This window comes from Bradyrhizobium sp. CCBAU 45384 (genome assembly GCF_028128665.1).
GTDB classification, from domain to species: domain Bacteria; phylum Pseudomonadota; class Alphaproteobacteria; order Rhizobiales; family Xanthobacteraceae; genus Bradyrhizobium; species Bradyrhizobium manausense.
In genome coordinates this window covers 114,580-134,744 of sequence record NZ_LBIZ01000104.1, presented here as the reverse complement: position 1 = coordinate 134,744, position 20,165 = coordinate 114,580, and the positions used below count along the sequence as shown (strand labels likewise).

Genomic DNA, 20,165 nt, shown 5'->3' with positions numbered 1-20,165 from the left:
GGCTTTGAGCTTGCGGATCGTGATGGATGTGATTCCATCAACATCGTGACCACATCTGAATCGCTCCCCACCGATCTTGCCGCCGCGCATGCGATGATCCTCGCGGAGCGCGCCGCGCGCCTGGAAGCGGAAGCGGTTGCGGCGAGCGCCAAAGCAGAAGCTGCCGACGCGAAGGCGGCCGAGGCCCTGATCAGTTACCTCAAGCTCGAGATCGAGAAGCTGCGTCGCCAGATTTACGGCAGCCGCTCGGAGCGCAAGGCACGGCTCTTGGAGCAGATGGAGCTCGAGCTCGAAGAGTTGGAAGCAACCGCAACCGAAGACGAGCTGGCGGCCGAGAGGGCGGCGGCCAAGACACAGACGGTACAATCCTTCCAGCGCAAGCGTCCGTCGCGCAAACCGTTCTCCGAACATTTACCGCGCGAGCGGGTCGTGATCGCCGCACCGCAGAGCTGCCCTTGCTGTGGCTCATCGAAGCTATCAAAGCTGGGCGAAGACATTACCGAGACGCTGGAGGTCGTTCCCCGGCAGTGGAAGGTGATCCAGACGGTGCGCGAGAAGTTCTCGTGCCGGGACTGCGAGACGATCACCCAGCCGCCAGCCCCCTTCCACGTGACGCCGCGCGGCTTTGCCGGGCCGAACCTGCTGGCCATGATCCTGTTCGAGAAGTTCGGCCAGCATCAGCCCTTGAATCGGCAGAGCGAGCGCTACGCCCGGGAGGGCATCGATCTGAGTCTGTCGACACTGGCTGACCAGGTCGGCGCCTGTGCGGTGGCCCTGCAGCCGCTTTATCGGCTGATCGAGCGTCACGTCCTCTCCGCCGAGCGACTGCATGGCGATGACACCACGGTGCCGATCCTGGCCAAGGGCCAGACGGTCAAGGGACATATCTGGACCTACGTTCGCGACGATCGGCCGTTTGGCGGACGGGCGCCGCCGGCCGCGCTCTATTACGCCTCGCGCGACCGGCGGCAGGAGCATCCCACACGGCATCTCCAAAGCTTCTCCGGCATCCTGCAGGCCGACGCCTATAGCGGCTACAACGAGCTGTATGACGCCTCGCGCGCGCAGGGGCCGATCACGTCCGCACTCTGTTGGGCCCACGCCAGGCGCCAGTTCTTCGAGCTGGCGGACATCGCGGCCAATGCGAGGCGCGACAAGAATGCCGCAGCGATCTCGCCGATTGCCCTGGAGGCGGTCAAGCGCTTCGATGCACTGTTCGATATTGAGCGCAGCATCAACGGCCAAAGCGCCGAAGAGCGTCTGCGCATGCGCAAGGAGCAAAGCGCTCCGCCTTTGACGGCATTGGAAGCATGGCTCCGCGAGCAGCGTGCCCGGCTGTCAAACTCGTCCGCGGTCGCCAAGCCAATCGACTACATGCTGCGCCGCTGGGACCGGTTTGCTCGCTTCATCGATGATGGGCGGATCTGCCTGACAAACAATGCGGCGGAGCGCGCGCTGCGCGGCTTTGCCCTCGGCCGCAAGTCATGGCTCTTCGCCGGCTCCGAACGTGGTGCCGACCGCGCCGCCACCATGGCGACGCTAATCATGACGGCAAAGCTCAATGACGTCGATCCGCAAGCCTGGCTGGCGGACGTCTTGGCCCGCATCGCCAGCACCCCTCAAGGTCAGCTCAATGAGCTGCTGCCTTGGGATTGGAACAGAACCCCCGTTCAGTCTGCGGCCTGATCGGGCCACCGCGCCACGCGATCATCCCGCGGCCCTCACCGGACGGTTACGCTGTAAAACCGCTGTTATCCGCATCAAGTCGCATCAATGGGTTAGCGGCGTGGTGTAAAACTTGCCGCTCTTTCGGCCCTAGCTCTGAGACAGGAAGCTTTCCGAGAAATTGGTGCTGCCCAGCGCCACCCTGCGCGGGTCACTTTCGCTTGTTCGAGCAGTCTGGTGTGAACTGCCTCACACATCGCCGGCATAGCCCTTGCTAAGTCAATGTTCGGAATTGCACTTCCCAACGTTTTTAGAGGGATTGCAAAAATGACTATGTCTAAGGTTGCTGTCGCAATTTTCGCTGCCTGTATCGCCCTCGGGCTTCTTCTGACGTTTGCATCAGATTTCGGCGCCGATTTGGCTCTCACGGCCATGACGTTTTTTGGATAATCGGTTAGAGACCCGCCGACGTGGCAGCCGGCGGGTCGCGTCGTAGCTTACCGCCTCAACCGCCGGCGATGGGTCATGAGCCGCTGCCGGTCGCGCGTGCGGTGAGACTCAGCGCCGGTGCTTCATGGTCTCGGGCGCTCGCAACAAGAAATCGACCACGGCTTCGATCGGGGGAAAGGAGAAGTGAAATGGCGAAAGACGTCCTTTTTGACGTGGTCCGCGCGCTGATTGCCTTCTCAATGGTTCTAAGCAGCACCAGCGCTCAGGCGCAAAACTGCCGACAATATCCCCCCCGGCCCCTTCCGCCTTCAGTGCGCCGAAGCAATCCATCCGCAGCTCGAAGCAAAGAGAGAAAGGTGCAAAGAGGAGGCCATGTCCATGGGCCTCAGCCGGAGCGCGCTAGATTCCGGCATGAAGGATTACGTGCATGCGTGCATGCAACGCCGATAGCCTCTCAAAACCCACCAAGCTAGACAGGAATCCAGTCCGCCCACATGCCGTTGATAACCGTTAGGCGATGCGGCCCCCGCTGGAGCGCGGCCCGACGATGTTCGCGCGGATCGGGTTTATGCCATGCTGATGATCGTGGTGCTTCTGGTCATCTGGCAGATTCTCGCTCCGCTTTGAGACCGCCGCCGAATCCGGGAATTTCTTACGTCCCCGACTGATCTCTTCCCTGCGCCCAAGCCAATCGATGCTTCGGACCCCTGAATGTTTGCTGTCGCGAGAGGAGAGAATAATGCGCGTTTTGTCGGTAGCGTTCTTCGCAGTGGCTTCGCTAGCTCAGGCTCACGCACAAGATCAAGAGAAGGTCAAAAGGCCTGCGTCGGGCTGCAACTATATTACCGGCGTGGGGGATACGTACACAGTGCCCGCTGGTGAGGCGCTTTGCTGGCGCGTGCCGCCCCCATCATACAAAGAATACACACTGCTCCAGTGTGACGGGCTGTCGTTCCAGGAGCTTCGCCGGGTGAAGCGAGGCGATCCTCGCTGCAGCAAATTCGAGGAACGACAATAGATTTCGGCTCGATGCTGGCGGCAATCAGCGTCGCCAACAGAGCCCTTCAAGGCAGAATAAACTACCCCGGCTGAGGCGGTTAAGAAAGTACTGCGCCAGTGCGTTTTAAAACTAGCGCCACAGCAGGGTAGTTGCGTTTGGATATGCCGTCCCAGCGCGAGCGGCCTCCGCCTCGTTCTATCCTTCGCCGCCGACTACTCGGCAGACAAGAGGCCACAGCGTGGCGGGCTATCCGCCACAGCCTAAGCAGGCCGTGGGGCTGTCCAGCCATCGCCGGGTGGCCTCGTCGGTCCAACCGGGGACGGCGAAGCCGGGGGTCGCCACGCCTTGACCGGGAGGAACGAGTTGACTGTGGGGAACGAACACTTGCGGGCGCGCGCGCAATGGTGGTGTCGAGCGATGCACCGTGGCAGCATTCCCCGCAACACTCAAATTAAGCAATAGGCCCAGGGCCAAAACCGACCGCATCATCGCTGTTTCCAATCGAGCGTTCCGAGCCAGACATGTGGTTCGGACGTCAATCATCCCCAAGTGCTGGTGGTTTCACCATTGTTCAATTCAGTGGGATAACGCTGTGATGCCAGACCGTGCGACCGAGATCTCTGGCGACCAATCTGCAGAGGGACGAATGACCGTCTTCATATACGTCAACACCGCCAAGCAGGTCGGCGACAAGAATCACATCAAGGTTTTCGCTACTGTGAATGCCGCGGAAATGTGGTTCGAGCAGAACGATCCGGAAGGCGTCGCTTTCGAATACGACGTGATCGAAGAGATAGGCCCCCAACGTGAACCGGTGGGCCGAAGAGGCCGCCAACCGAGGCGGCCTTACTCGCGCGGATTAAGTTGCTTGTAGGCGATCTCGCTCATCGCGACTGCGTTGCTGACGCCGTTCGTGCCGATCTCAATCACCTTGCGCGCCACGATCTCGCAAACGGGATCGCTACGATCAATCAGGTTGAGGTTGCGTAGCGTGCTTTTGAACGCCAGCTCGATAACGTGGCGCTGCTCTGGCGTGACGTCAATATCTGAAAGGAAACGGTCTAAGGGCATGACCGCGCTCCCTGTTAGAGTAGAGCGGGAGCGCTATTGGTCTCTCAGTCACCGATAAAAGCCACGATCCGGGCGATGATGCAGGCGAACCTACGAGACCCAACATTTGTTGGCTTTGGCCGTCAACTGAGGCGGCCTTACTCTTGCGGCGGCTGTAATTCGCTGTGGATCAGGTTCTGAACATCGGCGCGTTCCATTGGATCTTCATCCGGAAACGGCTCCTGCGCCTTGCGGCCCAAGAATGTGTCCGGAGCGGGCTCGCTCAGAAGTTCGCGCGACTTCTGCGCGACCTGGCGCATATGCTCTGCCTGATCGGCGTCAATGGGAATGGGTCGAAAGACCGGCATGGCGGCGCTCCCTGTTATGCAGGCGGGAGCGCTCTCGGTCTCTCAGCCACCGACGCCTACGGGCAGAGCCTCGGCCAAGTGATGGTCGTAAACTACCACAGACCGCTTGGTTCAATATTGAACTTGGGAACCCTGCTGGGGCAAATATGACCCCAACGGCGGCACGAAAAAACGACGGCCGCGGTGTGCGCTTCTGAGCCTTGCCAGCCCGCCGCCGGGCTGGCAAGGCGGCCCCGGCCTTACCCCCTGCCCCTGCCAGCCGGGGCCGTCTCTCCGCAGTCAGTTGGAGTACGCGTATGCGTGCCTCGCCCTCGATCGTGCCGCTCGATAGACTGGACCGCGACATCTATCTGGTGCTTGAGGACTTTGGGGCCCGCGCCGGTCGCGCATGGCGCGAGCGGCTCGCGCTGCTTATGGGCACCTCGTTGCGCGGGGGACGCACATCTATCACTCGGACGGGACGCAACGAGGATCAGTTCTAGCCGACTGAGGAAGAAAAGACCTTCGCCACGTAACCTTGGAAACCTAATGCTCGCTGTCCGTAATCCGCCGGTCCGCGGCGAGCCGTCGTCGCGAGCCTGGGCGGGTTAGCCCTGCGGATTGCGCGAAGAGGAATCCGCGCGGCGTAACCCGCCCTACGCCTCTGCGCGCTATGCGCCTTCCGTCTCGGGCTCCAGCTCCGCAAACTCCGGCCTCGGAGACTCGCCGACGGAGACTTCTGCCATTCTGCGCTTGACCTGTTCGCATGTCTTGCGAACGTCTTCGGTGAACAACGCGCATTCTTCGATGCGCTTGAAGATCTTCCGTCCTTCTTCACGATACCCGGCCGCCGTTTCGCGCATGAAGGCTATCGCATCATGGACCTGCGCCGTCAGCGCCTCGCATTTTTGTGCGGCGTCGATCAACTCGGTGCCCATAGCCTCGATCTCCTTTGCGGCGGACTCATAGTCGCGAATGACCGCCTCCGCGCTGAGCGCGCCAACGCGCGTCACCCCCGCGGTGTGCTCGACATAATCAGGCAGAGCGATGGAAGCGACAGAGCTTCCCGAGCGTATCGAACTAATGTCCGCCTCAAGTTGAACTAGATTGACACCTTCCCGTCTGTGCAATGGTTGAACACTCGCCATGATTGACCCTCCAAATAAGCGCCCAGAACCCCAAACGGGATTCAGTGTATAACGGGGATAATCGGCATTCTAATCCGATGTATCCTTGACGGCCTCAACTTTGCCATTTTTCCCAGCGGGCAGCGCTGCACCCAGCGATAATGAATACCACAGGCGCTCACCTTCTGGTGGCGCTTCGCGAAGATGGCAGGTTTCGCAAGGATTCGGCGGATTGCCAATCAATAACGGGTACGGTGTTCAATGTTGAGCATGCTTTTGGACGCGATCTACGGCGAGGTCATTTCAGCCTCGGTTACCGGCATGAAGGCCCAGGGACCGACCAGCAGCGCACCTTCGAGCACCGCCCTCACGAGCGCTGCTTGGTTGCCGGAATTGATCGAGGCGCTGGATAACGTCGCTGCGCTTCCTCCTGCAAGGCGCGGTTGCGGCTTCCTAACGCACCAGTTCAAACTACGCTGCACTGAGTGGCTGCGAAGGGCCGCAGTGAGCTCCTTCGATCCGTCCTAGATGCGCTACTTTGCGCGCGACCTTTCGACGTCGTGCTGATGCCGCCCAGGACTCCCGCCGCCGCGCGCTCGTCAAGGGTTAGTTAGGACGATCTTCGCGTCTTGATGGGAAGCCGTTGGCCCGCATGTTGCCAGTTACGGCTCAGGGCCGCGCGGCGATCGTCAGTCCGTGCCAAACCGGAGCAGACAGATGGAGATGTCATCCCGTTTCGAGACTCACACCGACAAGACCGCTCTCAAAATGAAAGTGTTGGTTGCCGACCTTCAAAGGCGGATCGAACTGCTGGAAACCGACATCGCCCATGAAGAAGCGCGGACCCGGGTCCATGACGTCGCTGAGCCGACATACTCTATCCTTGCCCGAAACCTGCGGAATCGGCGGGACAACCTTCTGGCGACGATCGCAATCCTGAAGCGCCAGTTGGACTAAAGGGAGCGGCGAGCTGTCTGACGCCGAATTACATCCCACGACGCGCAGTACCTCACGCGCCTTCCTGGCGCCTTAGGGTTCGATAATTCGGACACGTCGGCGCGGTTGACCGATTGCCATTCTCAGTTGTTGAGGAACCTTCCGAAGGTTCGGCCGCCGTCGGAGCAGGACAATTGTCGGTAAGGATAAGATCCCGACCTTGTGCAAGCGACGGTCACGTTGCCGGATGTAAAAGTGAATACCTTAATGTGCTGCTTGGGCGGCTTGGTCACAAAGCACTGAATCTGGCTGTTACTGACTTGCTTCAGCTGCGAATTGGCCTTCAGGTAGTTCAAAAATCCGGGACAATCGTTGGCGAAAGCGCTCGTCGGAAGGATGATGAAGATTGAAAGAATGAGCTTCATAACTCCTCCCGTGTAGATCGAGACCTCGGCTCCGCAGACCGAAAGGAGCACTGCAATCCCTCCAACGCTGGGATGCTGTGAAGCAGTTCACAAATGAGTGCACATATCCGCGAGCGTGAACCGGCGGGCCGCGCCCCATCAACGGCCGCTCAGTTCAGCCTCTACCGTTCCTTGTGCAGCCGGTTAGTTCAGCCCAGAGAACGGTGGGGGTGCCGGGGTGAGGCTCGCCAAGCGAAGCCGGCGGGTGAAGTAGTTTTGGCGCCAACCCTCAGACTTGTCCCTCGGCGCGCGTTGGAACGTTTCGGCTCGCGCCGAGTCCTAGAAGTGCAATCGGTCCGTTGTTGCTTGTGGATCGAACAATGGAAAAAGCTCTCGCCTACGTCATTTCGGCAGTCATCGTAGGCTTCGGCGTCTGGATTTTAGTTGTTGGCGTCGGCTCCAGTTCGCCTGCCCTGTGGACTGTCGTTGGCCTGGTCCCCATCGCGATTGGGCTGATAAGCGCTTTCGGTCCTTCCTGACAGGGCTCGGGCTACTTCGGGAGCGGAATGACAGCGAGATGCCGCGAGTTGTCTCCAGAAAGGCAACTATGGATCTGACTGAGGTCGAGCGCGCTTTCCTGAAGCAATTGTCCGCTGAGCCGTGGATCAGCACTCCGCTGTTCGATCATGAGATCGTCGCTCGACTGGTGGAGCTTGGTCTCGTCGAGGCCAACCCGCTAGCTTCAGGTGAAGTCGAGTACAGCATTACTGCCGCGGGCCGGGCCTCCTTATCCTAGACCTAACGGACGCGCCGCCTCATTGCGCTGGGGAAATCCCGCGATTAGGTCAGCTTGTCTGTGTTGTTCGAATCGATCCGCCGTGCTCGCTCCCAGTAGCTCAAATTTGCGGGCCTCACGCGCGTGAGCCAGTTCGTCTCGATGCTTCTGCTTGCCGTCGCCCTGACCCTGACTTTGTGCTTCGGGGTGGCAGCCTGGCGCCTGTCGGCTAGCAGAGACGCTGACATTACCTCCACGATTCCGCATCAGGAATACGGCTGGCGCGCCGCACCGAGGAACTGAACGCCCTAACGCTCGACCCTTGGTTGAGAGGAGCGAGACTACGGCAATTTCTTTGCCGTAACTCTGCGACTCGTCTGCGGGACCATTAGGGTTGATGCCGCCGACCTAATGACGTTAGGCTGCCCGAGCAAGCACAAAACATAAGGGAGGGCGCGATGTCCATCGACGACCGCCACCGTGACAAGAACGGTGAGATCAGCAAGAAGCACGGCAACACCCTCATTCGCACACTGCGCAAGATTTACGGCAACACCTTTGCCGCCGGCCACCCGGAGACAGCAAAGTTGGCTGAAGTGCTCCATCATCTCAATGAGACATCGCTAAGCCAGCTGGTTCACGACCAAAAAAACGGGCACCTCGAAAAGAAAATCAGAAAAGTAGAATAGCTCGCCTCCGCTCGGCTTTCGATGTCTCCGATCTTCAGGGGATGGTCATCCGAACCATGCGTGGCCTGCTTGATGTCGCCGGCATCCCAATTCGATCGATCGCCGAGATCATGGCTTGGGACGAAGAGAGCGTTGAAAAAATCATTCGGCGGTACGTCAACCGCACGGCCTTGACCAAGGCGCTGATTGAGCAAATGAACGAGGCCGGAACAAAAACTGTAAAACCGGCTGTAAAACTCTAGGCCATAATCCGGCTAAGCGTTGGAGCGGGTGAAGGGAATCGAACCCTCGTATTCAGCTTGGAAGGCTGCTGCTCTACCATTGAGCTACACCCGCGTAAGTCGCTCCCTAACACGGCCGGGCGGCGGTCTCAACTGCCCCGGGATCGCTTTCGGCGGCTTTCCGCCCTTGCGCACGGGGGCCGGTTCCGCAACCGCGGCCGCCCCTTAACAGGTACGGTCGTCCAGCCTATATTGAGGGCTCCCGCAATCAACGAAAGGAGGTGATCCAGTGTCTTTTACCGAGCGCTGTCACCTCGCTGGGATCGCCCGCTAAGTTCTAGGTTGGGCTTGGCATCGGGGCGCTCTCAGCCCTGGACCAGCGAGCAAGAATCGGGCGCGACGGGGATCTCCCCGCCGCGCCTTTTCTTGGGTCAGGTCTTGGCTCAGGCCATTTTCGCGGATGCCGCGCCCTTCTCAGAGCGCTCGCCCCCGAGCACCTCCCGGATCTTCCGCGACAGGTCGGCCTTTCGATACGGCTTGCGCAGCAGCGCCACGCCGGCATCGAGCTGCCCCCCGTGGACGATCGCGTTGTCGGTATAGCCGGAGGTGTAGAGCACCCGCACGTTCGGGCGGCGGAGCTGGATGGCATCTGCCAATTCCCGCCCGTTCATGCCGCCGGGCATGATGATGTCCGTAAACAGAAGATCGAAGCTCGCGCCGCGGTCGATCAACGCCAGCGCGGTTGCGCCATCGTTGGCCGTCAGCGTGCGATAGCCGAGGCTGCCGAGCTGGGCGATGACGTAGCCTTGCACCAGCGGATCATCCTCGACCACGAGAATGGTCTCGTGTCCACGCGTCGGCGCCGGCATCGGCGCCGGCCCCGTCCTCGCCGTTGCATCGCCCGCCGATCGCGGCAGGAACAGCCTCATCACCGTGCCGCGCCCCTCCTCGCTCTCGATCGTGACGGTGCCACCGGTCTGCTTGGCGAAGCCGTAGACCATGCTCAGCCCAAGTCCGGTGCCGCGACCGACGCCCTTGGTGGTGAAGAACGGCTCGAACACGCGCTCGCGAATCTCGGCAGGAATGCCGTGCCCGGTGTCGGCCACCGCGATCATGACGTAAGCGCCGGCTTCACCGTCATCATTGTCGGTGCCGTTGAATTCCCGGTTTGCGGTCTCGAGCGTGAGCCTGCCGCCATCCGGCATCGCATCGCGCGCGTTGACGGCGAGATTGACGATCGCCGACGAAAGCTGCGACGGATCGGCCATGGCCGGCCACGCATCGTCGTCGAGACGCATCACGATCTCGACATGCTCGCCGAGGGTCGGCCGCAGCAGCTTCGCCGTCTCGGCGACGAGAGCGTTGATATCGATCTCTCGCGGCTCCAGCGGCTGGCGCCGCGCGAAGGTCAGGAGCTGCGAGGTGATCTCGGCACCGCGCGCGGCCGCGTCGTCGATGAGCTGGGCGACCGCAGCGAGCTCGGGCTTGTCCGCCAGCCCTTCCTGGATGATCTCGATGGTCCCGGTGATGACCGTCAGCACGTTGTTGAAGTCGTGCGCGACGCCGCCCGTCAGCTGACCGATCGCATCCATCTTCTGGGACTGGCGAAGCCGCTCCTCGGCCTCGCGCTGTGCGGTGAGATCGGTGGCCGAGCCGCGATAGCCCATGAAACGTCCGTCGTCGCCAAACACAGGCTGGCCGTTGACGCTGAAATAGTGCGGACGCCCGGCCGCATCGCGGCCGCGATATTCGAATTTCCGGAACGGCTCGTGACGATCCAGCGTCGCCATGTGGTCGCGCCATTTCTGCACGTCGGCGCTCTGCTCGAAGGCGGCATCCGGACGTCGCTTGCCGATCACGGCCTGGCGATCCATTCCGAAAGCACCGGCCCGGTCCGAGATGTAGGTGAAGACGTGATCCGGTCCGGTTTCCCAGAACCAGTCGGAGGCGGTCTCGGCATAGTCGCGAAAGCGCTGCTCGCTCGCGCGCGCATCCTCTTCGGCGCGCTGGCGGATCTTCAGGTCACGATCGAGATTCGCATTGGCCTCGCGCAGCTCGTCATAGGCATGCCCGAGGTTGCTGCACATGGCATTGAATGCGTCGACCACCTTGTCCAGCTCGTCGGGGTCGGAAGGCGGCCGGCGCTCCAGATGCAACGGCGGAGGCGGCCGCGCCAGATTGTATTTGCTGACGAACTCGGCGATGGCGACCAGGTGCCGCGTCACCAGAATGTGGAACATATAGATGATGAACAGCGAGACGAGGAACGTCTTTGCCGCCTGACTTGCCAGGATGACGAGGGCCCGGTTCAGCAATTGCTGATAGACGTCACTGAGCGTCGCCTCGACATGGAGCACGCCGATCGGGCGCGCGGTCCCTTGAACCATGTAAGTCAGAGGATAGTCGCGCGTGACGACCGAACGGCGACCTCGTTCGCCGACGGCGACACTGATAGGATTGGGCCGATCGGCGATCTCGCGGACCTCGGCGGCGCGCAGACCAGGCAGCCGCAGGATTCCTTCGAGCTGAAGCTTGAGCTGGTTCTGGTCGAGACTCCACAGACTCTCACCGAGGCTGCCGGTGGTGCTGCGACCGATCTCCCCGAGCCTTGTCTCGATCATGCCGACTTCGCGATCGTAGTCCAGATAGAGCTGGAGCGCAGTCAGGGTCAGCGTCACGAGCGATGAGAACAGCAGCACGGCCGCAAGCAGGCGTGGCCCGATACCGCTGCGCGACCAGTTGAATGCCCGCGACGACAAAGTCGCGAGCATTGGGGACGCGAACGCAGCTCCGATGCCGCTCAAATCCTGCTTCGCCGCCGCCGGCGCGACAGCGCGGCTGCGATCCGGACTCTCTTTACCTGCGTTGCCCATGCACCCCGTCCCGGAAAATGGCGACACTCCTCTTCGGCCTGCCGATCGCAGCCGCACGCGATTTTACGATTTTGATCTCCCTCAGCACGCGGTGCCTCAGCACGCGGTGCGCGCAGCAATCCTGTCGGCCCTTGGGCGATCTGAGGTCGGCGGGGTCATATCTTGCGCCCAGCAGCAGGATGCCAGCGCAAACTACCACTTCGCGTGCTAGAATGTCATCGGTGATATCCCGGATTCGCGCCCATGGCGGGCGAGCGGTGAGCGTTATGCCTTCGCGCAACCGCCATCTCCGGTAGATCACGCTCGTATCAGAACTCAAGGGTAGCAAGAAACGGCCGAGAGGCACTCATGTGGCGGATCATCTTCGTCTGCCTGTCGCTGTTTGCAGCCGGCTCGGCCCAGGCGCAGTCGGTGATCCGGCTGGCCCGGATCGCCGACATCCCGGATCAATATGTCGGCGGCGAAATGCTTCGCTCCGTCTACGCCAAGCTGAACATCAAGCTCGAATTCGTCGACGTCCCCGGCAAGCGGGCGCTCGCGCTGTCGAGCGCCGGCGAGGTCGACGGCGAAATCCAGCGCATCGGAACGCTGTCGCGCGACTATCCGACGCTGCTGCAGGTGACGCCCGCGATCAACTACATCGAGCCGTCCGTGTTCACGACCAAACTCCATTTCGTCGTGGACGGTTGGAATTCGATCCGGGACTACCGCATCGGCATCGTCCGCGGCGTCGGCTCGTCGGAAGCCGGCACGCGCGGCATGGACCGTGTCACGGCAACAGCTGGCCTCGAGAACATGATCACGATGCTCGATGCCGATCGTTTCGACGTGGTGGTCACCGACCTCTTCAGCGGGCTGGCCGCGATCCGCAAGCTCAATCTGCAAGCAAGAATCTATCCGCTCTCGCCGCCGCTCGAGCGTGTCCGCATCTTCCATTACCTGCACGAACGCCACCGCGACCTGGTGCCGAAGGTTGGACAGGTGATTGCGCAGATGGAGGCGAGCGGCGAGTTGGCGGCGCTGCGCGAAGCCCTCGTCAAGCAGGTGCTGAGCGCTCCCTAACAATGCCGGCTGAAAGCGCGATTCAGAAGCCGAAGATGGCGAGCACGGACGGGCGTTTGCCGCGGCGGCTCTCGACGATGCGCTCGCCGCCATTCTCGACCGAGCTTCCGTAATAGCGGTGATGGCCTGCCTGGTCGTGCAGATCAGCCGGCTCCGACTTCCCCGCCCGCCGCGCGTCGCAGATGATCTTGATGGTCTGACCCGACATTGCCGCCTCCGATAGCCCTTCGATTGCTCTTGGTGGCCATCAGTCGCCCCGCCTTTGGCCGGCGTTCACGCCACCGGCCGGCAATCGGGTTTCAGAATGGTTTCGTCAGCATCGCCGCGACGCAATATTGGCGCACCGCTATTGCCGGCATCGGCGGCGGTGCTACATCCTTCCGGCGGCGCCCCCAAGAACGAGCGAGGTAACAATGCTTTACGCGATCCTGGCCTATCACGTGGAAGATGAGATGTTGTCCTGGACGCCGCAGCAGGACGCCGCCGTCGTGGCCAAGGTCATCGAGGTTCAGGCGCCCTTGCGGGCCAGCGGACATCTCGGGCCGGCCGCTCGTCTCGATGACACCAAAAAGGCCCGCACCTTGCGCGGCCCCGGTGCCGGCATCGTGCTGGACGGCCCGTTTGCCGAGACCAAGGAGCAGCTTCTGGGCTTCCACCTCGTCAACTACGACACGGATGAAGAGGCGATCGCGGCTGCACGGAAGCTGCGTGAGGTCAATCCGAGTGCGGTTTACGAGATCCGGCCTGTCAAGCTTTACGTGCCGGCCGATGGGTTCGGCGCGACAGCAACTGGGGGATGATGGACAGGAGCGCCGTCACGACTTGCCGGCGTCGGCGTATCCATGCGGGGGCCGGGATTCGGCCATGTCTGCAATCCCTCGGATTGGAACTTGAGCTGCCCTCTCCCCTAAATCCTCACGACACTCACGTCCAGCCGCATTGCGATTCGCGCGGGGATCGTTGATTCTGACCGCTTCATCGGGGCGATTCGTGACGTCATATCTGGACACGCTCAATGCGGAGCAGCGCCGCGCCGTGGAGCATGGTGTGGCCGACGGCACGACCGTGGGCGCGCCGCTGCTCGTCATTGCCGGCGCCGGTTCCGGCAAGACCAATACGCTCGCCCACCGCGTCGCGCATCTGATCGTCGCCGGCGCCGATCCGCGCCGCATCCTGCTGATGACGTTCTCCCGCCGCGCCGCCGCCGAGATGGCCGGCCGCGTCGAGCGCATCGCGCGCAAGGTTCTGGGTGAGAACAATGCCGCGATCATGCGCGATGCGCTGACCTGGGCCGGCACCTTCCACGGCATCGGCGCGCGTCTCCTGCGCGAATATGCCGAGCGCATCGGCGTCGATCCCGCCTTCACCATCCACGACCGCGAGGATTCCGCCGACCTGATGAATCTGGTCCGGCACGAGCGCGGGCTGTCGAAGACCGAGAGCCGCTTTCCGGCCAAGGGCACCTGCCTGTCGATCTACTCGCGCTGCGTCAATGCCGAGATGGAGATCGAGAAGGTGCTCGGTCAGCACTATCCCTGGTGCACGGGCTGGGCCGCCGAGCTGAAGGGGCTGTTTGCGGCTTACGTCGAGGCCAAGCAGGCCCAGCACGTGCTCGATTACGACGACCTCCTGCTCTACTGGTCGCAGATGATGAGCGATGCGCTCATTGCGGAAGAGATCGGCGGCCGCTTCGATCATGTGCTGGTCGACGAATATCAGGACACCAATCGCCTGCAGTCCTCGATCCTTTTGGCCCTGAAGCCTGATGGACGCGGGCTCACCGTCGTCGGCGACGATGCGCAGTCGATCTATTCATTCCGCGCCGCCACTGTGCGCAATATCCTGGATTTTCCGCAGAGCTTCTCGCCGCGCGCCGAGACGATCACGCTCGACCGCAATTACCGCTCGACGCAAGCGGTGCTGGCGGCGGCCAACGGCGTCATTGGCCTCGCCCGCGAGCGCTTCACCAAGAACCTCTGGACCGATCGCACCTCCACACAGAAGCCGCAGCTCGTCACCGTGCATGACGAGGCCGACCAGGCGCGCTACATCGTCGAGCAGGTGCTGGCGAACCGCGAGCAAGGCGCGCTGCTCAAGCACCAGGCGGTGCTGTTCCGCACCTCCTCGCATTCGGGTCCGCTGGAGATCGAGCTGACCCGCCGCAACATTCCGTTTGTGAAGTTCGGCGGGCTGAAATTCCTCGACGCCGCGCATGTCAAGGACGTGCTGGCCTTGCTGCGCTTTGCCGAGAACCCGCGCGATCGCGTCGCGGGTTTCCGCATCCTGCATCTATTGCCTGGAATCGGCCCCGCTACCGCGCAGCGCGTGCTCGACCAGATGGCAGAGAGTATGGACCCGCTGCACGCGCTCGCCCATCTCCCGGTGCCGGCGCGCACCGGCGATGACTGGACCAGCTTCGTCCGCACGGTCGAGAATTTGCGCTACTCGGAATGGCCTGTGGATCTCGAGCGCGTGCGTCTCTGGTACGAGCCGCATCTCGATCGCATCCATGAGGATTCCGAGACGCGCCGCGCCGATCTGATGCAGCTCGAGCAGATCGCGAGCGGCTATTCCTCGCGCGAGAAGTTTCTGACCGAGCTCACGCTCGATCCGCCGGATGCGACCAGCGACAAATCCGGGCCGCCCCTGCGCGATGAGGATTATCTGATCCTCTCCACGATCCACTCGGCGAAGGGCCAGGAGTGGAAGTCCGTGTTCGTGCTCAACGTCGTCGACGGCTGCATGCCCTCCGATCTCGGCGCCGGCACCTCGGCCGAGCTGGAGGAGGAGCGCCGCCTGCTCTATGTCGCGATGACGCGCGCCAAGGACGATCTGCATCTCGTGGTGCCGCAGCGCTTCTTCGTGCACGGCCAGGCCGCCAAGGGCGACCGCCACGTCTATGCCTCGCGCACCCGCTTCATCCCGGAGCAGCTGGTCTATCTGTTCGAGCGCGCCGCCTGGCCGAAGGCCGCCGCGGCCGGCCCGCACGCTGCACCGCAAGGACCGAAGATCGACATCGGCGCACGGATGCGGGGCATGTGGCGGTAGGCCGACCAAACGGAAACCGAGCATTTCCGAAAGCGCGCTTGTGGTACGACGCCCAACGCTTAAGTGTGCGGCATTCCCCCAGAGACCTGATCGATGACCACACCGCTCAAATTCGGACTGGATACCTTTGGCGACGTCACCAAGGATGCCTCCGGCGCAATGCTTCCCCACGCGCAGGTGATCCGCAATGTCGTCGACGAGGCGGTGCTGGCCGACGAGCTCGGCCTCGACTTCATCGGGCTCGGCGAGCACCACCGGTCTGACTTTGCGATCTCATCGCCCGAGACCGTGCTGGCCGCGATCGCCTCGCGCACCAGGCGCATTCATCTCGGCTCGGCGGTGACGGTGCTGAGCTCGGACGATCCCATCCGCGTGTTCCAGCGCTTTGCGACGCTCGATGCACTTTCGAGCGGACGCGCCGAGGTCATCCTGGGTCGCGGCTCGTTCACCGAATCCTTCCCACTGTTCGGCTTCGACCTGCGCGAATACGAAGAGCTGTTCGAGGAGAAGCTCGATCTGTTCGCAGCCCTGCTGTCGCAGCAGCCGGTGACATGGCAGGGCAAGCTGCGTCCGCCGCTGAAGGACCAACTGGTCTATCCGCCGGTCGAGAACGGCCAGCTTAAAACCTGGATCGGCGTCGGCGGCAGTCCGAAATCGGTGGTCCGCGCCGCGCATTACGATCTGCCCCTGATGCTCGCCATCATCGGCGGCGATCCCGAGCGCTTCGTGCCCTATGTCGATCTCTACCACCGTGCCTTCAAAGAATTCGGCCGCCCGGCGCAGCCGATCGGCGTGCATTCGCCCGGCTATGTCGCCGAAACCGACGAGCAGGCGCGTGAGGAGCTCTGGTCCGACTACAAGGCCATGCGCGACCGCATCGGCCGCGAGCGCGGCTGGCCGCCGATGGGCCGCGACGAGTTCGTCAGCGAAGCCGAGCACGGCTCGCTCTATGTCGGCTCGCCCGAAACCGTGGCGCGCAAGATCGCCAAGACGGCCAAGACACTCCGCCTCGCGCGGTTTCAGCTGAAATATTCAGCGGGACCGCTGCCGCACGAGAAGCTGATGAAGAGCATCGAGCTCTACGGGCGGAAGGTAGTGCCGATGGTCAGGGAGATGATGGGGTAGTCTTTTGCGATAGGTCAGCCCGAACCAATGTGTCACGCGAACTCGCCCATATCGATGACCGTGAGATAGGTATCGATGCTGGTCTTCGCCGCGGCGGCCAGCGAGTCGAATTGGCCCACAACTGTCTGTTCGGTGGAAATGGGACCACTGAGCGCAACGGTCTGTGCGATGGTCGTTCCCGCCGCGGGACGCGTTGGCTTCAACGAGGCGGTAGCCCCTCCGAACACGTCGCTCCACCAACCAGAATCGGCTGGAGCCGACACCTCGGGGCCGACCTCGAACAGTTGCTCCTTTGCTGCGGCGATCGCAGCGCTCTTGACGGGGTTGCTCAATTCGATCCAGGCTTTCAAGCTCGGATCCATGCTTCGGCTGGCGCCTTCGGTGATGTGAGTGACGACCGCACCATTGCCAAGGCCCATGCTGTAAGCCAGATTCGTGATCGCCCCCGCGATCGCCCGCGAATCGCCCTGTGGCAGAGCAGACGCGAACGCATCATAAAGCTTTGCGACATCAAGAACGATCTCGACTGCCAGCGCTGCTCCGCCTGTGCTGAACTGTTGGGTGAGAGTGTTGGTCACGACAAACGGTGGCGAAGATCCGTTCCTGAGATTGCCGACAATTTCTTCCGCGGCAGCCGCGTTGCAAGACACGAGAAAGGTGGTGCGCGCGTGCATTTCGATACTTCCGATCTGGCTGGGTTGAACAGTCAGGAAGGCCGGACCGGGCGCAGGCCGCGGGACCGTGCATGAGACGGTGTTGTGCAAAATCGGGACCATGCGCAGCTCCGGAGCGGGGTCGGCGCTCTCATGGTTGAATAGCGCAGCAATCCTGTCGGGCGGCGGCACGTGACGATGCGCCATGAGCTCTGCCAGAATCGAATTGAGCATCGCCTCACCGAGCGCGAAAGTGGTGCTGAAAGTGCATGATCCACCAACGAATTCGACCTGGGGAGCACCGGCACCGCCGCCGCGCTTGACCATGGCTCTCATGGAGAAGTCAGGACGACCCGAGCTCGGTCGAGTGGCCAGGAAGACCCTTGCAGGCTGAAAATAGAATATGGCGGCAAGGCCCGCGTCCCTCAGCTGAACATTGTTGGCGTCTGGATAGATCGGAACATCGAGTCTGGTTCCACTGCCATCGTCGAGGCTGATCGCAACGAAGTCGGGACCGAAAATTGGGCCAGCCGGAAGAACGTCGTCCGCCATGATCTTCCTCCTTTATCTCGAGCACGCCGGGTTTGGCGCAACACAGTCGGGATCGCCTCACGCGATCGTAGTGTTGGTGATGGTCAGGGTGGGCTCGTCGACGAAATCGTGGGTGACGGTGACGGTGCGTTGGCCGCTGGACGTGGTGATATCCAGCGTGACTGTCGTCCCGAGGCCGGTGATTGCGGAGTCGACAGGGATCAGTACGTTGACGAAGTCTATCGTATGCGAGGCAGTCAGGGTCAGCCGGGGCACAGGCAGAGCAGGCGCTTCGGCAAGGCTGAACGCCACGTCGATGGCGGTGATCCCGGCTGCGGCGAAGTTGATCGCAGCGTGAACAGTGAGGGGATGCTGGACCTGCTGCACGGTTTGAGTATTGAACGAGACGAACTCGAGCATCACCTCCCTGGAAATCGGATTAGGCACGACGAGGGAGCGGACGACAGCGACGGAGGTGGCGCCAGTTGCGTCTGCGCTCAACGTGGTCGACAGGCCCGCCGCAAGGACCTTGTCGTTGAGTGCGGTGATACCAAGCTGGGGTAACAGCGCAAATCGCTGCAGGGTTAGATCGAACGGACCCTTGTTGGTGACCACTGCAGTGGGCGGCGATCCGGGCATGATAACGGAGCTGAGATCGTCGGACCCGGCAGTCTGGTGCAGGTTCAGCGTCGCCTGGGTCTGAACCGGCTGGCCGAAAACGTCATCGAGACGTACGGCCATGTTCGCGAACAGGGGTGCCTCCCCGACCGTTTCGAGTTCAGCCAGGAAGAGGCTGACATTCGTGAGTGCAGGCGTGGCATGGTCATCGGCGATGTCGACCGAGACTCTAAGGGTGTGCGGCGTGATTCCGTCCGCGAACGCTGCTGTCGCCGAAGGAAATCCATTGAGCATTGCCGGATGGCGCGGGTCCAGTCCATCCGGCAAGGTCAACCGCAAGCCGCGCCCTGCAGCCTCGGGCGCACCCGGCAGCGCGGCCGCGAGCCTCGCCCAATCAATTGGGTCCACCACCGGAGCAACGGTGAAGGTGAAGTGGAAGCGGCTGCCGGTGAGATTGCTGGATGGATCGATGATGGAATCGCATTTGGCGGCAAGGCCCGTGGCTCCGTGCACGATACCGTAGTTCATCGGCAGCGCGACGACGGTGCCGCTGACCTGGCCAAAATAGAGCCGCCGAAGCGACGGATATTGGGCCTGAACATCTCCCAGCGAGGTGAGCTCGCGATATTCCGAACGGACGGTGGCGAATTCGCTGAGATCGCCAGCATCGATGATGGGCCGGGCGTGGCCGTCTCGCGTCGTGATCCTGAACCGTGCGCGATAGGCATCGGTAGCGAAGGACAGACCCAGCGGCAGTGACCGCGTTGGCGGGGATGGAGGATAGCTCGCCGTCACCGGAAAAAAATGATAGCCGCCGGGGAAGACATTGAGCTGCTCGAGCACTGGCGAGGTTCCGTCGCCGAATGCCTGGAAGTGCCAGCCATGGAACAATGGGGTCGGATGCGGAAACCCGACGTCGGGAATGAAGGCGAACACCGTTTGCCAGGCGCTGTAGTTCATTGACAGTTCGAGCGTCGCGCCGCCGAGATCGGTCAGCCGCTCGTAGGCCGCCTCTACGGCGCCCTGTGACAGAGCAAATGTCGCCAGGTAGGTGCCGTCGGATTGAGGCGTCACCGCGCCTTGCGTTATCAGCGGGTGCACCGAGCCATCCTGAGCCGTGACCGGCACCGACAGAGTTGCGATGGGATGCGGGTCGGGCACGATCGTCACGCTCGCCGGGGCGTCCGGAGTCGTCAGCACATGTTTGACGTTGGCGGGAATTTCGGTCCGGAACGAAAGTGCCAGCGTCGCCTGATTGACCGGCTTGCCGTCGGGGGTGACTTCGCCTGCTTGCTGAACCACATCAAAGCGAAACGCCGGGTCCGCGTCGACCAGCTTGAAATCCGGCAAGAACCAGCCTCTCTGCCTGTCCGCCGACAGCAGATTAGCCGGAAACACCTCGTCCAGCCGCGGCAGATCCAATGCCCCCGCCGGCAATTTTATGCCGCCCGCATCAGCTAGTGCGATGCCGTTGCGCCTTACGATCCATGGCGCCTGCCGTGCGGCCAGGAACATGTCGAAGGCTATGTTGATCTCTTCTTCCACGGCATCCTCCCAAGCTGACGACAGCGCAGGCACGACGCGCCATGCA

At 62.1% G+C, this 20,165-nt stretch carries 20 protein-coding genes and 1 tRNA gene; 12 read left to right on the top strand and 9 right to left on the bottom strand.

Going from position 1 to position 20,165, the window contains the following annotated elements; all coding sequences use genetic code 11:
• Nucleotides 1–93: 93 nt before the first annotated feature.
• Together tnpC and XH80_RS15515 are read left to right on the top strand one after the other, a co-directional pair.
• Entirely contained in the window at nt 94–1,686 is a 1,593-nt protein-coding gene (tnpC, locus tag XH80_RS15520; protein WP_271599340.1) for an IS66 family transposase, read from the top strand.
• A gap of 2,024 nt (nt 1,687–3,710) precedes the next feature.
• Entirely contained in the window at nt 3,711–3,989 is a 279-nt protein-coding gene (locus XH80_RS15515; RefSeq protein ID WP_271599300.1) for a hypothetical protein, read from the top strand.
• Here XH80_RS15515 and XH80_RS15510 read toward each other — a convergent pair.
• Together XH80_RS15510 and XH80_RS15505 are read right to left on the bottom strand one after the other, a co-directional pair.
• A complete protein-coding gene (locus XH80_RS15510) occupies nt 3,962–4,186 on the bottom strand; it encodes a hypothetical protein (RefSeq protein ID WP_271599299.1) in 225 nt (74 codons plus the stop codon). The two genes, XH80_RS15515 and XH80_RS15510, sit on opposite strands and share 28 nt — an antisense overlap.
• A gap of 137 nt (nt 4,187–4,323) precedes the next feature.
• Nucleotides 4,324–4,533: a hypothetical protein gene (locus XH80_RS15505; RefSeq protein WP_271599298.1), complete on the bottom strand. Its 210-nt coding sequence runs from the start codon at nt 4,531–4,533 to the stop codon at nt 4,324–4,326.
• A gap of 296 nt (nt 4,534–4,829) precedes the next feature.
• On the opposite strand from XH80_RS15505, the gene XH80_RS15500 reads away from it, so the two are divergent.
• Nucleotides 4,830–5,015 carry a hypothetical protein gene (locus XH80_RS15500; protein WP_271599343.1) on the top strand — a complete coding sequence of 62 codons (186 nt, stop codon included), beginning with the start codon at nt 4,830–4,832 and terminating at the stop codon, nt 5,013–5,015.
• 168 nt (nt 5,016–5,183) lie between these two features.
• On the opposite strand, the gene XH80_RS15495 is transcribed toward XH80_RS15500, so the two are convergent.
• Nucleotides 5,184–5,660, bottom strand: a complete 477-nt coding sequence (locus XH80_RS15495) for a hypothetical protein (RefSeq protein ID WP_271599297.1) — start codon at nt 5,658–5,660, stop codon at nt 5,184–5,186.
• 696 nt (nt 5,661–6,356) lie between these two features.
• Here XH80_RS15495 and XH80_RS15490 point away from each other — a divergent pair.
• Nucleotides 6,357–6,596: a hypothetical protein gene (locus tag XH80_RS15490; RefSeq protein WP_271599296.1), complete on the top strand. Its 240-nt coding sequence runs from the start codon at nt 6,357–6,359 to the stop codon at nt 6,594–6,596.
• A gap of 122 nt (nt 6,597–6,718) precedes the next feature.
• Here the strand turns inward: XH80_RS15490 and XH80_RS15485 are convergent, their stop codons facing one another.
• Nucleotides 6,719–7,000, bottom strand: coding sequence for a hypothetical protein (locus XH80_RS15485; RefSeq protein ID WP_271599295.1), 282 nt, complete (start codon nt 6,998–7,000; stop codon nt 6,719–6,721).
• Nucleotides 7,001–7,359: 359 nt separating this feature from the next.
• Between XH80_RS15485 and XH80_RS15480 the strand changes: the two genes are divergently transcribed.
• The 4 genes from XH80_RS15480 (at nt 7,360) to XH80_RS15465 (ending at nt 8,685) form a co-directional block, all read left to right on the top strand.
• A complete protein-coding gene (locus tag XH80_RS15480) occupies nt 7,360–7,518 on the top strand; it encodes a hypothetical protein (RefSeq protein WP_167353972.1) in 159 nt (52 codons plus the stop codon).
• 68 nt (nt 7,519–7,586) lie between these two features.
• On the top strand, nt 7,587–7,775 hold the full coding sequence (locus XH80_RS15475) for a hypothetical protein (RefSeq protein ID WP_057745930.1): 189 nt from the start codon (nt 7,587–7,589) through the stop codon (nt 7,773–7,775).
• A 437-nt stretch (nt 7,776–8,212) separates the two neighbouring features.
• On the top strand, nt 8,213–8,443 hold the full coding sequence (locus XH80_RS15470) for a hypothetical protein (RefSeq protein ID WP_220002524.1): 231 nt from the start codon (nt 8,213–8,215) through the stop codon (nt 8,441–8,443).
• A gap of 56 nt (nt 8,444–8,499) precedes the next feature.
• On the top strand, nt 8,500–8,685 hold the full coding sequence (locus tag XH80_RS15465; RefSeq protein ID WP_157083481.1) for a hypothetical protein: 186 nt from the start codon (nt 8,500–8,502) through the stop codon (nt 8,683–8,685).
• 20 nt (nt 8,686–8,705) lie between these two features.
• Here XH80_RS15465 and XH80_RS15460 read toward each other — a convergent pair.
• Nucleotides 8,706–8,779, bottom strand: a tRNA-Gly gene (locus tag XH80_RS15460).
• Between the two features lie 328 nt (nt 8,780–9,107).
• Entirely contained in the window at nt 9,108–11,537 is a 2,430-nt protein-coding gene (locus XH80_RS15455; RefSeq protein ID WP_271599294.1) for an ATP-binding protein, read from the bottom strand.
• 348 nt (nt 11,538–11,885) lie between these two features.
• Here XH80_RS15455 and XH80_RS15450 point away from each other — a divergent pair, with 348 nt between their 5' ends.
• The gene (locus XH80_RS15450; protein ID WP_271599293.1) at nt 11,886–12,599 is read left to right on the top strand and encodes a substrate-binding periplasmic protein; all 714 of its coding nucleotides are present in this window, start codon (nt 11,886–11,888) and stop codon (nt 12,597–12,599) included.
• Between the two features lie 22 nt (nt 12,600–12,621).
• On the opposite strand, the gene XH80_RS15445 is transcribed toward XH80_RS15450, so the two are convergent.
• The gene (locus XH80_RS15445; RefSeq protein WP_057745799.1) at nt 12,622–12,807 is read right to left on the bottom strand and encodes a hypothetical protein; all 186 of its coding nucleotides are present in this window, start codon (nt 12,805–12,807) and stop codon (nt 12,622–12,624) included.
• A 205-nt stretch (nt 12,808–13,012) separates the two neighbouring features.
• On the opposite strand from XH80_RS15445, the gene XH80_RS15440 reads away from it, so the two are divergent.
• The 3 genes from XH80_RS15440 (at nt 13,013) to XH80_RS15430 (ending at nt 16,772) form a co-directional block, all read left to right on the top strand.
• A complete protein-coding gene (locus XH80_RS15440) occupies nt 13,013–13,399 on the top strand; it encodes a YciI family protein (protein ID WP_057745801.1) in 387 nt (128 codons plus the stop codon).
• Nucleotides 13,400–13,589: 190 nt separating this feature from the next.
• Nucleotides 13,590–15,647, top strand: a complete 2,058-nt coding sequence (locus tag XH80_RS15435; protein ID WP_271599292.1) for an ATP-dependent helicase — start codon at nt 13,590–13,592, stop codon at nt 15,645–15,647.
• Nucleotides 15,648–15,740: 93 nt separating this feature from the next.
• Nucleotides 15,741–16,772 carry an LLM class flavin-dependent oxidoreductase gene (locus tag XH80_RS15430; protein WP_271599291.1) on the top strand — a complete coding sequence of 344 codons (1,032 nt, stop codon included), beginning with the start codon at nt 15,741–15,743 and terminating at the stop codon, nt 16,770–16,772.
• Nucleotides 16,773–16,804: 32 nt separating this feature from the next.
• Here the strand turns inward: XH80_RS15430 and XH80_RS15425 are convergent, their stop codons facing one another.
• Both XH80_RS15425 and XH80_RS15420 read right to left on the bottom strand, forming a co-directional pair.
• Entirely contained in the window at nt 16,805–17,977 is a 1,173-nt protein-coding gene (locus XH80_RS15425) for a hypothetical protein (protein WP_271599290.1), read from the bottom strand.
• A 57-nt stretch (nt 17,978–18,034) separates the two neighbouring features.
• The gene (locus XH80_RS15420) at nt 18,035–20,119 is read right to left on the bottom strand and encodes a hypothetical protein (protein WP_271599289.1); all 2,085 of its coding nucleotides are present in this window, start codon (nt 20,117–20,119) and stop codon (nt 18,035–18,037) included.
• Nucleotides 20,120–20,165 lie beyond the last annotated feature (46 nt).

Excerpts from the sequence above, each read along its gene's own strand:
- tnpC (WP_271599340.1), top strand. The coding sequence starts at position 94 with ATGATCCTCGCGGAGCGCGCCGCGCGCCTGGAAGCGGAAGCGGTTGCG.
- XH80_RS15515 (WP_271599300.1), top strand. The coding sequence starts at position 3,711 with ATGCCAGACCGTGCGACCGAGATCTCTGGCGACCAATCTGCAGAGGGA.
- XH80_RS15510 (WP_271599299.1), bottom strand. The coding sequence starts at position 4,186 with ATGCCCTTAGACCGTTTCCTTTCAGATATTGACGTCACGCCAGAGCAG.
- XH80_RS15505 (WP_271599298.1), bottom strand. The coding sequence starts at position 4,533 with ATGCCGGTCTTTCGACCCATTCCCATTGACGCCGATCAGGCAGAGCAT.
- XH80_RS15500 (WP_271599343.1), top strand. The coding sequence starts at position 4,830 with ATGCGTGCCTCGCCCTCGATCGTGCCGCTCGATAGACTGGACCGCGAC.
- XH80_RS15495 (WP_271599297.1), bottom strand. The coding sequence starts at position 5,660 with ATGGCGAGTGTTCAACCATTGCACAGACGGGAAGGTGTCAATCTAGTT.
- XH80_RS15490 (WP_271599296.1), top strand. The coding sequence starts at position 6,357 with ATGGAGATGTCATCCCGTTTCGAGACTCACACCGACAAGACCGCTCTC.
- XH80_RS15485 (WP_271599295.1), bottom strand. The coding sequence starts at position 7,000 with ATGAAGCTCATTCTTTCAATCTTCATCATCCTTCCGACGAGCGCTTTC.
- XH80_RS15480 (WP_167353972.1), top strand. The coding sequence starts at position 7,360 with ATGGAAAAAGCTCTCGCCTACGTCATTTCGGCAGTCATCGTAGGCTTC.
- XH80_RS15475 (WP_057745930.1), top strand. The coding sequence starts at position 7,587 with ATGGATCTGACTGAGGTCGAGCGCGCTTTCCTGAAGCAATTGTCCGCT.
- XH80_RS15470 (WP_220002524.1), top strand. The coding sequence starts at position 8,213 with ATGTCCATCGACGACCGCCACCGTGACAAGAACGGTGAGATCAGCAAG.
- XH80_RS15465 (WP_157083481.1), top strand. The coding sequence starts at position 8,500 with ATGCGTGGCCTGCTTGATGTCGCCGGCATCCCAATTCGATCGATCGCC.
- XH80_RS15455 (WP_271599294.1), bottom strand. The coding sequence starts at position 11,537 with ATGGGCAACGCAGGTAAAGAGAGTCCGGATCGCAGCCGCGCTGTCGCG.
- XH80_RS15450 (WP_271599293.1), top strand. The coding sequence starts at position 11,886 with ATGTGGCGGATCATCTTCGTCTGCCTGTCGCTGTTTGCAGCCGGCTCG.
- XH80_RS15445 (WP_057745799.1), bottom strand. The coding sequence starts at position 12,807 with ATGTCGGGTCAGACCATCAAGATCATCTGCGACGCGCGGCGGGCGGGG.
- XH80_RS15440 (WP_057745801.1), top strand. The coding sequence starts at position 13,013 with ATGCTTTACGCGATCCTGGCCTATCACGTGGAAGATGAGATGTTGTCC.
- XH80_RS15430 (WP_271599291.1), top strand. The coding sequence starts at position 15,741 with ATGACCACACCGCTCAAATTCGGACTGGATACCTTTGGCGACGTCACC.
- XH80_RS15425 (WP_271599290.1), bottom strand. The coding sequence starts at position 17,977 with ATGGCGGACGACGTTCTTCCGGCTGGCCCAATTTTCGGTCCCGACTTC.